Raw genomic sequence first — 12,773 nt, 5'->3', positions numbered from 1 at the left:
TCGCGGCCTCAGCGGCCGATGCGGCTCAGCTGGGCGACGACCTGGCGGGCGATGTTGCGGCCGGCGCGGTTGGCACCGATCGTCGACGCCGCAGGGCCGTAGCCGGCGAAGAACAGGCGCGGGTCGCGGGCGACGCGATAACTGTCGACCGTGACACCGCCCTCCTTCTCGCGCAGCTTGAGGGGCGCGAGGTGCCGCAGCTCGGGCCGGAACCCGGTCGCCCAGATGATGGCGTCAGCGCGCTGAAAACTGTCGTCGGGAAAGCGCACGCCATCGGGTTCGATGCGCGCAAACATTCCCCGTGTCTCCAGGATGCCCCGATCGATCGCCGCCTGGATCTTGCGGGTGCGGGGCACCCCCGTGCCGCTGACGATGCTCGGCAGCGCGCGTCCGGCGCGAGCCGCCTCGTCTTGCATGCCCACCGCTTTCTCGGCGCCCTCAACATCAAGTTCTGCACCGTCGAGGAATTCGGGCGGACGCCGCGTGGCCCAGGTGATCGAGTTCGCCACCCCCTCGAGTTCGAGGATGAAGCCGATCGCGGAGGTGCCGCCGCCGACGACCACCACGTCCTGGCCGTCGAAGTCACGCGCATCCGTGTAGGCGCTCGTGTGCACGTGCCGGCCAGCGAAACTGCGCACGCCCGGGTAGTGCGGCACGAAGGGGGCGCCCCACGTGCCCGTCGCATTCACAATGGTTGCGCCGCGCAACTCGAGCTCACCGGCCTCGGTGTCGAAGGTGACGATCAGGTCTTTGCCGAGATCGGTCACGCGCGTCACATCGGCGGGGCGCACCACCTGCAGCCCGTAGTGCTCTTCGTACGCGGCGTAGTACTGCGCGACGACGTCGCGCGCGGGCACGCTGTGGTCGGCGGTCGAGAAGCTCAGGCCCAGCTCGTCCATGCCGGGCAGATCGTTCACTCTGTGGGCCGAGCCGAGCTTGAGCGCCTCCCAGCGGTGCTGCCACGCTCCACCCGTCGAGGGGCCGCGATCGAGCAGCACGAACTCTTCGCCCGGCTCGAGGCCGAGGCGGCGCAGATAGTAGGCGACGCTGAGGCCGGCCTGGCCCGCCCCGATGACGATGCACGAGGTGCTGAGTTCGGCGTCCGTCACGGGCTATACGCTAGTCGTTCGCCCTCAGCGGATGCTCAGCGATCCCCCGGGACGAGCATCCCTCCGTGGTAGAGTGCTCGCTAGTTTTCATCCAGTCCCACGTCGGCGCTGCGTTGCGGAGTTCCCGCCCGCCGACCAACCTGTGAGGGGGGTCACGTATGGGGCGCGGTCGCCAGAAGGCAAAGCACACCAAGGTGGCGCGTGAGCTGAAGTACTTCAGCCCCGACACCAACCTGAGCGCGCTCGAGCGCGAGCTCGCGTCGAAGAACGACGACCCGTACGTCGACAAGTGGGCCGACCAGTTCGACGACGAAGACGACGACCTCGACGAGACGCCGCGTACCGCGTAATCGCGTCGCCGTCTCACGCGTCAGGGCCCGCCTCGGCGGGCCTTTCGCGTTAGCCCGCGTAGCTGCCGACGAGGCGCACCGCGCCGCCGTCGACACCCTTGGCGCCCTGCTCGAATCCACTCAGGTCGTGTGAGGACGTCGAGACGACCCCGACCTGCCAGGTGGGCAGGCCCCGGGCGGTGAGGGCAGAGGTGATCGCGGACGCGTGCTCGGCGGGAACGACCGCGAGCATCCCGAGCCCGAGGTTCCACGTTCCCTCGGTTGATTCGAGGCTGTCGCCCGCGAGGTCGGCCAGCACGCGGAAGACCGTGGGCGGGCTCCAGGTCGACCGGTCGACCTCGACCCAGGCACCCCGCGGCAGCACCCGCGCGAGGTTCGCGGCGATGCCGCCGCCGGTCACGTGGCTGAGCGCGTGAATGCCGCCGGGATGCTCGCGGAGCGCCTCGAGGATCGGCGCCGTATACAGCCGGGTCGGCTCGAGCAGCGCGCGGCCCACGACGCCCCCGAACTCGGCGAGCTCGTCGTGGAACGCGATGGAGCGCTGCGCAAGGATGTGCCGCACGAGCGAGAAGCCGTTCGAGTGCAGGCCCGAGCTCGCCATCGCCAGTACGACGTCGCCGTCGGTGACCCGCTCGGGGCCGAGCACCTCGTCGGCCTCCACCACCCCGACCGCGGCGCCCGCAACGTCGTAGTCGTCGGGGCCGAGGAGCCCGGGGTGTTCGGCGGTTTCGCCGCCGACCAGAGCCGTGCCCGTTGCCGCGCACGCATTCGCGATGCCGCGCACGATGTCGGCGATGCGCTCGGGGTGAACCTTGCCGCAGGCGATGTAGTCGGTCATGAACAGCGGCGTGGCGCCGACAACGACGATGTCGTCGACGACCATCGCGACGAGGTCCTGCCCGATGGTGTCGTGAATGTCGAGCGCCTGCGCGATCGCCACCTTCGTGCCGACGCCATCCGTGCTCGTGGCAAGCAACGGCTTGCGGTACGCGGTCAGCGCCGAGGCGTCCCAGAGGCCGGCGAACCCGCCGACCCCGCCGAGCACGTTCGGCCCGTGGGTGGCGGCCACCGCCGACTTCATCAGTTCGACCGCGAGGTCACCCGCTGCAGTGTCGACTCCGGCGGCGGCGTAGCTACTCGATGCGCTCTCGGTCACCCGGCCAGCGTACCGGCGGCGTGCGCGGATGAGCGCGTGTGCGAGACTGGAGCCGGCCCGCTCGGGCCGAATCCCCGGTCTTTCCAGGAGCGCGCGAAACTCCATGTGCGGCATCGTCGGCCTCGTCTCGTCGGGCCCCGTCAATCAACAGGTCTACGACGCTCTGGCGCTGCTGCAGCACCGCGGCCAAGACTCGACGGGTATCGCGACCGCCGAGGGGCGCGTTCTGCACATGAAAAAGGCCAAGGGTCAGGTGCGCGAGGCCTACCGCACCCGCGACATGCGCTCGCTGCTCGGCACGATGGGCCTCGGGCACGTGCGCTATGCCACGCGCGGCACCGCCTCCAGTGAAGAAGAGGCGCAACCGTTCTACGTCAACGCGCCGTACGGCATCATCCTCGTGCACAACGGAAATCTCACGAACACGCGAGAGTTGACCCGCGAGCTGAACGAGATCGACCGTCGGCACCTGAACACCAATTCCGACACCGAACTGCTCGTCAACGTGCTCGCGCACGAGCTGCAGCAGCAGGTGTCTGGCGGCGACCTCGACCCCGACCAGGTGTTCGCCGCCATCACCCGCGTGCACGAGCGGGTCGAGGGGTCGTACGCGGCCATCGCCCTCATCGCCGGGCACGGACTGCTGGCCTTCCGCGACCCGTTCGGAATCCGCCCGCTCGTTCTGGGCCGCCGCACCTCGGGGCTCGCCGGCGACGAGTGGGTCGTGGCGAGTGAGTCGTTGGTGCTGGAGGCGGGCGACTACGAGGTCGTGCGCGACCTCGCTCCCGGCGAGGCGGTCTTCATCTCGCCGGACGGCCAGATGGTGTCGCGCCAGTGCGCCGCGAACCCCCGCCTGATCCCCTGCTCGTTCGAGTACGTGTATCTCGCCCGCCCCGACTCGATCATGAACGGCATCTCGGTGTACGAGGCGCGGCTGCGGCTCGGCGATCGGTTGGCGAACACGATCGCGCAGTACGCGCCGACGGGAAACATCGACGTGGTCATGCCGATTCCCGACTCGTCGCGGCCGGCAGCCATGCAGGTGGCCCAGAAGCTCGGCATCGAGTACCGCGAGGGCTTCTACAAGAACCGCTACGTCGGCCGCACGTTCATCATGCCCGGGCAGGCCGAGCGCAAGAAGAGCGTGAAGCAGAAGCTGAACGCCATGTCGAGCGAGTTCCGCGGCAAGAACATCCTCATCGTCGACGACTCGATCGTGCGCGGCACCACCTCGCGCGAGATCGTGGAGATGGCGCGCGCCGCGGGCGCGAACGAGGTGACCTTCACCTCGGCGGCTCCCCCCGTGCGCTACCCGCACGTGTACGGCATCAACATGCCCACGTCGCGCGAGCTGGTCGCGCACGGCCGCAAGATTCCCGACATCGCTCGGGAGCTCGGAGCCGACCACCTCATCTACCAGGAGGTCGCCGACATGCAGGCGGCCATCGTCGAGGGCACCGACATCAGCGAGCTCGAGATGAGCTGCTTCACGGGCGACTACGTCACGGGAACCGTCAGCGCTGAGTACCTCGACTGGGTCGAGGCGAACCAGAACAGCTAGTCGTCGGGTCGCTCAGGGCCCCACGTCGATCGTGATGCCCGGTGCGCTCTGCGTGACGACCGTGATCGGAGCGATGAGGGCATCCAGCGCCCCGTCGAGGGCTCCGAGGACGCCCCCGAGAAGCCGGCCGGCGTCGGGCAAGAGTCTCTGCAGGTAGGCGCGGTCGACCGCCTGCACGAGGTCGAGGCGTTCGATTCCCGTCGGCAGCGCCGTCGCGTGAAGCGTGAAGGTTCCGTCGGCGGCCACGGTCGTGGTGGCGTACACCTGGCCGGCTGCCTGCAGCGAGAGCGCTGCCCCGGGTGTCGCGGTACCCGTGAGATCAAGCGTCACGTCGGCACCGACGATTCCGCCGGGTGCCGTGTGGCCGGGCGGCGGTTCGCCGCCAACGACGGTCGACAGTGCCCCGTCGACAACCTCCCGCAGCGCCTGAGCCTCGCGCTCCGCGGCGGTGGTGGGGGCCTCCAGCGTGTCGCCCGTGGGGGGCCGGCCGACCACGCCGTCGACGACGGGCGTCTCGTCACGGTCGGCGACGCCGTCACGCGCGTGCGCCTCGTCGCCAGCGCGGGGGTCGCGTTCGGGCACCGCGGTGAGACTCTGCGGCTCGGCGGGCGCCGCATTTTCGTCGTGCGCGGCGCTCGTCACCGCTGGCGGAGACACGGCCGCGTCAGGAGCGACGATGCTGACCGACGCCACGACGAGGCTGCCCACGAGCAGAGCCGGCGCGGCGAGACCGGCCACGGTGCTCGACCCGAAACCCGCTGCCGAGCCCGCTGACGCGCTTGCCCACAGCACAGAGGTGTCTGGAGGAACCATGGCCCCCGCCGGCGTCGCGAGTGCCGCGACCTCGCCCGTTGCCCGCGACGTCAGCCAGGCCGCCCCCGCGACGCCGCCCAGCACGAGCGGCACCGCGACGAGCGCCAGTCGAGCCCCCAGATCGTCAATCTCTTCGGCGATGATGGCGCAGCGCGCGCACTCAGCGCGATGATCGCTCAGGCGTCGCGCCTCGGACGCGCGCAATGCCCCGCGGGCTCCGCGCGCGGTGCGCTCGGCCGCCCACCGGCACTCTCCGCTCAAACCGTCGCTTGTCACGTGCGCCTGCAGCCACGCCGTGCGCAAACCGTCGCGCGCGCGGTACGCCAGGGCCGCAACCCCGTTCGCGGTCAGGCCCAGCAGGGGTGCTACCTCGTGGGGGTCCATGCCCTCGATCTCGGTGTACCAGAGCACGGCCTGCCACCGATCGGGCAGGCTGCGATAGGCGCGCGCCGTCAGCGTGCGCTCGATCGCCGCGTCGGCGGGGTCGTCGGTGCCGAGGTCGCGATCGTTCGCCTCCAGCGCCTCCCACTCGGCGTCGTCGCCCACCGTGATCGCCGACGGCGTTCGCAGCCAGTCGACGGCGACGTTGTGCACGGTGCGATACAGGTAGGGCCGGAACGCTTCCCGCGGCCCCTTTCCCGAACGGATGCACACCACAATGCGCAGGAACGCCTCGTCAACGAGGTCATCGGGATCCAGACCGCGGAAGCCGCGAGCGGCCGTCCGGGCCGCCCCGTGGTGGCGCCGATAGAGCTCGGCGAAGGCGGACCGGTCGCCGCGCCGCACACGGGAGATCAGCTCGGCGTCTGACCGGGTGATGCTCTGCACTCGACGGGAGGGCATGAGCGCTCCTTTCGCGGAAATCGAAGAGTACTCGTCGTCGCTGAGGGTCGTGCGCGTCATCCCCAGGTGTGTGGGGGCGGCAGGGCGCCCCCACACACGCCTGGGTTAGGCCAGCGCGAGCGCCGATGCGCGTCGCATTCGGCTGAGCGCGGCCCCTCCGAGCAGCAGGCCAGCAGCAATGAGCAGTGCCAGGAGGATCGATGCGCCGGTCATGGCGAGGCGGTCAGAACTGGACCCGAACACGGGCACGGGCGTCGCCCCATCAGCGGGCGAGCCGGGCAGGCCGGGGCCCGCTGCGTCGCCATCCCCGGATCCGGGCCCACCCGGACCCCCGGGGCCGCCATCACCGTCGTCGCCAGCCGGCCCGGCCGCTGCCACCGAGGCCGTTGCCAGACGCAGATCGAGCACCGAGCCGCCCGCCACCGCGACGCGCACCGCCGTTTGGGTGACGGCCGCGCCGGTCGCCGAACGGTCGACCACGTTGACCTGCACCGAAAGCAGCTGCGCGAGCGCGTGCGCGCCCGTCGAGCCGAGCAGGGCATTGAGCGCCGGATCGACGAGGTCGCTCTGCAGGCGCCGTTCGAGCGCAACGATCGCTCCGTCCGGCCCGAACAGCTCGGCTCCGACAACGGCGCCGATTCGGGCGTCGATGACGGACACGGGCAGGGCGACGCTCGCTCCCAGCACGGTCAGCTCGGCACGAACCACGGAAAGCTGACCCTCGCGCGCGGTCGCGAGGCGGGCTTCGAGAAGCAGGTCAAGCGCGGTCGTGAGGTCAGCCCGCGGAACGACGATGGTTTCGCAGACCGTGCGCGTCACCGTCTCAAGGGTGTCGTCGACGATGTCACCGACACCTCCAAGCACACCCCCGAGGAGTCCCCCGACCAGGCCACCCGACGATCCGCTCGTGCTCGACGACCGGGGAACTACCGAGGTGACGTCACGGCACTCGTCACGCGAGGTGGGTTCCTGTGGGGTGAGCAGGTGCGCCGTTGCGCTCACGGTGAGGCGTGCGTCATCGAGCTCTGCGGCAACCGCCGCGACGATCTGGTCGGCCAGGTCGGCAAGCGATCCGGTGACCCCTGACAGCACGGGGGACAGCGCCTGCGCGGACACGAGCTCGGTGTGCGGAGGCAGGTCGTTGAGCGTCCCCCCGGCGAGCGCCTCGAGGTCGAGCACAATGTGGCCACTCTCGAGATCCACCGTGATGCCCTGTGCGGAGTACCGCGACTGCAGCAGGGCAGCGACAGCGCCCCGCAGATCAGCGTCAATCGAGACGTCGACGTCGGCGCGAACTCCGACGGGGGCAAGAACGCCGTCAAGCGAGGCCGCCACCTCGGCGGCGATGAGACCGTCACGACCGCTCAGTCGCTGCAGGCGTGACGTAACGGCGTCAACGGCGGAGTACACGGTCGCGCCGAGGTGCGCGACTGCTGGGCTAGTGAGACGCAGCTGGGCTCCCGCGAGGGAGTAGTCACTGTCGGCGACCCCGCCGGTCACCTCGGCGCTCGCCTGGATCGCGCGCAGCCGAAGGTCGACGTCGGCGATCGCGTCGGCGAGCGACGCGCCGAGCGCGGCACGCAGGTCGAGCGTGAGATCGCCGGTCACGCCGTCCGAGGCCGGGCCGAGTCCAACGGCCCCACCGGAACCGATCGCCCCACTGGCCGCTGCGGCGAACCCGTCGGGTGCGGCAACGGCGGCCTGCCCGACGACCCCGCCCGAGATGATCGACCCGATGTCGACGGATACGCCGTGCGGGAGGTCGACGATGGTCGTTCCGAGCGCCCCAATGGTCAGCGGGTTCACCTCGCGCGACTCGGGCTCGGTGCCGTCGTTGCTGGCCGAGGCGGAGCCCAGAGTCACCAGCCGATCGAGATCAATTCCGGCGACGGTGCCGGAAAGGAATTGAGCGTGGACGCTCACCGCGGCCTCCGGCTGGTCGTTTGCGGCCGCCGGGCTCGCAGCACCGGTCGCGACGAGCACTGCCGCGAGTGCGCTCGCGGCCACGGGGGCCGCGACCTGTCGGCGCCTGCGCGCCGTGGTTGTTGTCGTCATCATCGTCTCCCTGCACCAGCGGGGTGACGCCATCGCCACCCCTCTTATGGGGGTAGACGAAATCGTGCGCCAACTATGACGCGCGAGACGAGAAAAATTTTTGGACTACGACCTGCGAGGCTCGTCGGTGTCGTCAGCCTCATCGAGCTGCGCCTCGATCGGCGCGGGGTCGACGACCTCGTGCACCGCCTCGAGGGTGCGGGCGCGCTTGCGCGACACCCGGTCGAGGGCGATGCCGATCAGCGCGCCGACGACGACGCCGGCGGTAATGCCGTAGAGCGAGAAGTAGGCGACGAGCGTGCCCAGACCCACCTGCGATGTGGGGTCGGTCGGCACCGACACGGTCGCGATGAGCGTCGCCACGAATCCGAGAAACCCACCCACCACCATGAAGGCGCCGATCTTCGGGGCGCGGCGCACGCTCAGTTGTTCACGCTCGCCGGGTTCCGGCGCGGGGGTCTGGTCGCTCACGCGCCTATTGTGGCTGATTCACCTGGGCGATCGGGAACAGGGCCGAGAGGTCGCTGCGCGATCCGGAGGCGTGGATGCGAGCATCCCGAACGGCGCCTGCCCACTCCTCGCGACCAGAGGCCACCGCGATCAGGGTGCGCGCATCCATTTCGACGACGTTCGGCGGAGTGCCGCGGGTGTGCCGCGGGCCCGCGATGAGCTGGACGGCTCCGAATGGGGGGACGCGCAATTCAACGCTGCGACCGGGATGCTCGTCGCCGAGCACCTGCAGCACGTACCGGCTGGCCGTCGCGAGCGTCGCGCGATCAGCGCCGTCGAGGTCGGCGAGCGCGGCCGCGAGCGCGGCCTCGCCATCGAGCTGCGGGATGCGCGGGCGGGGCATGCGACGAGGCTAACGGCCCAGCGCTGGTCGCGCCCCGCGTCGGTAGGCTGACCGGGTGAAGATTCTCGTTCTCGGCTCGGGTGCGCGCGAGCACGCCATCATCACCGCTCTGCTCCGTGAGGACGCTGGCCACGACATCGTCGCCGCGCCGGGCAACGCCGGCATTGCCGAGGCGGTCGACACCGTCGCGCTTGACCCGACGAAGGGCGCCGTTGTCGCCGACTACGCGATCGAAAACGACATTGAGCTGGTTGTCGTCGGGCCCGAAGCGCCGCTGGTGGCTGGCGTTGCCGATGCGCTGCGCACGCGGGGTATCGCCGTGTTCGGGCCGAGCGCCAAGGCCGCGCAGCTGGAGGGGTCGAAAGCGTTCGCGAAGCGCATCATGGAGGCCGCGGGCGTGCCGACCGGCCGCGCCGTGCGGGCCGCGACGATCGCCGAGGTCGAGGACGCGCTCGACGCCTACGGCGCGCCCTACGTGGTGAAGGCCGACGGGCTGGCCGCGGGCAAGGGCGTCATCGTGACCGACGACCGCGCCGCCGCCCTCGCGCACGCGCAGCACTATCTGCAGCAGGGCGGGGTGCTCGTCGAAGAGTTCCTGTCTGGCCAAGAAATCAGCCTGTTTCTGCTCAGCGATGGGTCGACCGTCGTGCCGCTCAGCCCGGCGCAAGACTACAAACGCATCGGCGAGGGAGACACGGGTGCGAATACCGGCGGCATGGGCGCGTACTCACCGCTGCCCTGGGCCCCGGAGAGCCTCGTCGACGAGGTCATTCAGTCGGTTGCTCAACCCACGATTCGCCAGCTCGCCGCTGAGGGCACGCCGTTCATCGGGCTGCTGTACTGCGGCCTCATCCTCACCGCCACCGGCGTGCGGGTCATCGAGTTCAACGCCCGGTTCGGTGACCCCGAGACCCAGGTCGTTCTGCCGCGCCTGACGACGCCACTGTCGACCCTGCTGTTCGCCGCGGCGACAGGAACGCTGGCGAGCGCTCCCGCCCCGCAGTTCTCGGACGACGTTGCGGTGACGGTCGTGCTGGCGAGCGAGGGCTACCCTGACACGCCGCACACGGGCCGACCGCTGACCGGGCTTGCCGAGGCGGCCGCCGTTGAGGGCGTGCACCTGTGCCATGCCGCCACCGCGCACGGAGACAACGGCTTCGTTGCCACCGGCGGGCGCGTGCTCAGCGTCGTCGCCACCGGCCCCGACTTCACCGTCGCGCGCGAGCGGGTCTACCGTGCCATCGATCTGATCGGGCTGGAGGGCGGCCAGGTGCGTCGCGACATCGCCGCCCGCGTGGACCCGGCCGCGTCGTGACCGTCGGTCACGCCGTCGCCGCGGCCGAGCTTCCGGGGTGGGTGCACGCGTACAGCGGCAAGGTGCGCGATCTCTACATGCCGGAGGGCGCATCCAGTCTCGCCGAGGCCGACCGCGTCCTAATGGTCGCGAGCGACCGCGTGAGCGCCTTCGACCACGTGCTCGAGCCAGGGATCCCCGGCAAGGGGGCGCTGCTGACCCAGCTGAGCCGCTGGTGGTTCGCGCAGCTGCCGATGGCCAATCACCTCGACCCGACGGGTGTCGTCCCCGAGGCTGTTGCCGACCGCGCCGTCATCGTGCGGCGCCTGCTCATGCACCCGGTGGAATGTGTTGTCCGCGGCTATCTGGTCGGCAGCGGCTGGGCCGAGTACCGCGAGCGCGGCACCGTCTGCGGCATCGAGCTTCCCGCCGGGCTATCGAACGGCGACCGGCTGCCCGAGCCGATCTACACCCCGGCCTGGAAGGCTCCGTACGGCGAGCACGACGAGAACATCACCTTCGATCGCTCGGTCGAACTGGTCGGCAGCGAGGTCGCCACCGCGCTGCGGGATGCGTCGCTCGCGATTTTCACGCGCGCATCGGCGGTCGCCGAATCGCGTGGCGTGATCCTCGCCGACACGAAGTTCGAGTTCGGCGACGACCCCGACACCGGCGAGCTCACCCTCGCCGACGAGGTGCTGACGAGCGACTCGTCGCGCTACTGGGACGCGACGCTGTACGCAGCAGGAGGCCCCGACCGCCTAGCGAGCTTTGACAAGCAGATCGTACGCGACTGGCTCGCCGCCAACTGGAACGGTGAGGGCGTTCCGCCGCGCCTGCCGGTCGAGATCGTCGAGCAGGCCGCCGCGCGCTACCGCGAACTGATCGACCGCCTCACCGCCTAACAGCCCGGCGCGTCGACGGCGCGGCGCGGAATACCCCGGGGGTGTACAGCGTTACCCCCGCATGCCCGATCAGCACATCCTGCCCGCCGAGCTATCGATGGGCGCCGTCACCCTGGACGTCGCGAACCTCGACCTCATGACCGGGTACTACCGCGACGCGGTCGGCCTGGAGGTGCTCGCCGCGTCGAGCGACACCGTCAGCCTCGGGCGCCCGGCCGTTGTGGCCAACACGGCCACGGGAACCGTCGTCACTCCGCCGAACCCGGTCGTGGTGCTCCGTCACCGTCCGAGCCTGTGTCACGCCGGCCCGCGCGAGGCGGGCCTGTTCCACACGGCGATTCTGTTCGCGTCGCAGGCCGCTCTCGCCGGCGCGGTGTACCGCACGGCGACGGCGCATCCCGATCGGTTTACCGGCTCGGCCGACCACCTCGTGAGCGAGGCCTTCTACTTCGACGACCCCGAGGGCAACGGCGTCGAGCTGTACTGGGACCGCCCGCGCGAAGCGTGGCAGTGGACGGGCGACCGGGTCGCCATGGCGACGCTGCCCCTCGACCCGAACGCCTTCCTGCGCGAGCACCTGACCGAAGACGCGCTCACGCACTCCACGCCGGGATCGGTCGGCCACGTGCACCTCTCGGTGGGCGACGTCGGCACGGCGCGCTCGTTTTACTCCGACGTGCTCGGATTCGACGTGACCGCCGAACTCGGCGGTCAGGCCGTCTTCATGAGCGCTGGCGGCTACCACCACCACATGGCGATGAACGTGTGGCGCAGCCGCGGCGCCGGCGTGCGTCAGTCCACCCTCGGGCTCGGACTCGTCGAGATCGTGCTGCCCCACGACGACGCCGTGGGTGAGCTCACTGAACGGATGCGCGACAACCGTCTCGACGTTGCCGACGACGGTCGCTCCGTCACCGTGCACGACCCCTGGGGCAACCTCCTGCGCGTCACCGCAACCCCCTAGAATCGGGCGCCGTGAGCGATCCCCACGACCAGCACGACCGGCCGACCTTCTCTCGCGACGGGCTCGCGGTGAGTCGCGCCGTCGCGCTGGCGCTCGCGCCCGTGATCGTGCCGCAGTCTCGCGAGTTGCGCGAGCGCATCCCGATCCTCCCCGAAGCCCCTGGACCGTGGCGCGGAGCGACCGGCGACAAGAGCGACGCGCATCCCGTGCGGATGCTCGTGCTCGGCGACTCGACGGCGGCGGGCGTGGGGGTCGACGACGCCGCCGCCGGGCTGGGCGGCCAGTTGGCGCGCGCGCTCACCGAGGCGACGGACCGTCGGGTGCTGTGGCGTGCATCCGGTCGATCGGGAGCGACGGCGCGCGACCTGATCGGGCGCTACCTTCGGCCGGCGCTGCGCGAGCAGACGACGCTCGTCTTTCTGAGTGTCGGCGCGAACGACGCTCTCGCGGTGCGCAGCGCCCGAGGCTTTCGCCGCGACGTTGCGCACATCGTCGACCGCGTCTTCGACGCCCATCCCGACGCCGTGCTGCTGATGTCGTCGCTGCCCGCGTTCTTCCGCTTCCGGGGGCTGCCCGAGCCGTTACGCTCGACCCTGTACCGGCACTCGCAGGCGCTCGAACATGAGGCGCGTGACCTGATCGACGCGCACCCGCGCGCCCACATGTCGCCGCCCCCGCCGCCCTACACGGAGGGCTTCTTCGCCGTTGACGAGTTCCACCCCGGCGCGCAGGGCTACCGAGAGTGGGCCGATTTCGCGGTCGCCGACGCGCTCGCCTCGCCCGTGGCTGACCTCCTAGATGATTGATTCCAAGGGGTGACCGGCGGCGCGCCTGTCTCAAGCAGTGGTTGAGGGTGTCCAGGATCGAGGT

12 protein-coding genes are annotated in these 12,773 nt (G+C 70.6%); 6 read left to right on the top strand and 6 right to left on the bottom strand.

The features are described from left to right. Positions 1-8: 8 nt before the first annotated feature. Positions 9-1,109 (bottom strand): NAD(P)-binding domain-containing protein, encoded by a 1,101-nt coding sequence (locus ACK4SC_RS03540; protein ID WP_409614878.1) that lies wholly within the window; start codon positions 1,107-1,109, stop codon positions 9-11. Between the two features lie 158 nt (positions 1,110-1,267). Between ACK4SC_RS03540 and ACK4SC_RS03535 the strand changes: the two genes are divergently transcribed. Next, on the top strand, positions 1,268-1,459 hold the full coding sequence (locus ACK4SC_RS03535) for a DUF3073 domain-containing protein (RefSeq protein ID WP_409614876.1): 192 nt from the start codon (positions 1,268-1,270) through the stop codon (positions 1,457-1,459). Positions 1,460-1,508: 49 nt separating this feature from the next. Here the strand turns inward: ACK4SC_RS03535 and purM are convergent, their stop codons facing one another. Continuing rightward, positions 1,509-2,615, bottom strand: coding sequence for a phosphoribosylformylglycinamidine cyclo-ligase (gene purM, locus ACK4SC_RS03530; protein WP_409614874.1), 1,107 nt, complete (start codon positions 2,613-2,615; stop codon positions 1,509-1,511). Positions 2,616-2,718: 103 nt separating this feature from the next. On the opposite strand from purM, the gene purF reads away from it, so the two are divergent. Then, positions 2,719-4,176, top strand: coding sequence for an amidophosphoribosyltransferase (gene purF, locus ACK4SC_RS03525; protein WP_409614872.1), 1,458 nt, complete (start codon positions 2,719-2,721; stop codon positions 4,174-4,176). 12 nt (positions 4,177-4,188) lie between these two features. Here purF and ACK4SC_RS03520 read toward each other — a convergent pair whose 3' ends face one another. The 4 genes from ACK4SC_RS03520 to ACK4SC_RS03505 all read right to left on the bottom strand — a co-directional run bounded on the left by ACK4SC_RS03520 (position 4,189) and on the right by ACK4SC_RS03505 (position 8,740). Further along, entirely contained in the window at positions 4,189-5,832 is a 1,644-nt protein-coding gene (locus tag ACK4SC_RS03520) for a sigma-70 family RNA polymerase sigma factor (RefSeq protein WP_409614871.1), read from the bottom strand. A 105-nt stretch (positions 5,833-5,937) separates the two neighbouring features. Then, positions 5,938-7,887, bottom strand: a complete 1,950-nt coding sequence (locus tag ACK4SC_RS03515) for a choice-of-anchor G family protein (protein ID WP_409614869.1) — start codon at positions 7,885-7,887, stop codon at positions 5,938-5,940. Positions 7,888-7,992: 105 nt separating this feature from the next. Continuing rightward, on the bottom strand, positions 7,993-8,358 hold the full coding sequence (locus tag ACK4SC_RS03510) for a hypothetical protein (RefSeq protein WP_409614868.1): 366 nt from the start codon (positions 8,356-8,358) through the stop codon (positions 7,993-7,995). 4 nt (positions 8,359-8,362) lie between these two features. Continuing rightward, positions 8,363-8,740, bottom strand: coding sequence for a sterol carrier family protein (locus ACK4SC_RS03505; protein ID WP_409614867.1), 378 nt, complete (start codon positions 8,738-8,740; stop codon positions 8,363-8,365). A 55-nt stretch (positions 8,741-8,795) separates the two neighbouring features. On the opposite strand from ACK4SC_RS03505, the gene purD reads away from it, so the two are divergent. The 4 genes from purD (at position 8,796) to ACK4SC_RS03485 (ending at position 12,709) form a co-directional block, all read left to right on the top strand. Then, complete coding sequence (gene purD / locus ACK4SC_RS03500; RefSeq protein WP_409614865.1) at positions 8,796-10,055, top strand: phosphoribosylamine--glycine ligase; 1,260 nt, start codon at positions 8,796-8,798, stop codon at positions 10,053-10,055. 77 nt (positions 10,056-10,132) lie between these two features. Then, on the top strand, positions 10,133-10,939 hold the full coding sequence (locus ACK4SC_RS03495) for a phosphoribosylaminoimidazolesuccinocarboxamide synthase (RefSeq protein ID WP_409615354.1): 807 nt from the start codon (positions 10,133-10,135) through the stop codon (positions 10,937-10,939). Between the two features lie 61 nt (positions 10,940-11,000). Next, a complete protein-coding gene (locus ACK4SC_RS03490) occupies positions 11,001-11,903 on the top strand; it encodes a VOC family protein (RefSeq protein ID WP_409614864.1) in 903 nt (300 codons plus the stop codon). A gap of 11 nt (positions 11,904-11,914) precedes the next feature. Then, positions 11,915-12,709 (top strand): SGNH/GDSL hydrolase family protein, encoded by a 795-nt coding sequence (locus tag ACK4SC_RS03485; protein ID WP_409614863.1) that lies wholly within the window; start codon positions 11,915-11,917, stop codon positions 12,707-12,709. Positions 12,710-12,773 lie beyond the last annotated feature (64 nt).

The sequence above is a fragment of the Microcella sp. genome, from assembly GCF_046293215.1.
Classification (GTDB): Bacteria; Actinomycetota; Actinomycetes; order Actinomycetales; family Microbacteriaceae; genus Microcella.
This window is presented reverse-complemented; position numbering and strand designations above follow the sequence as displayed.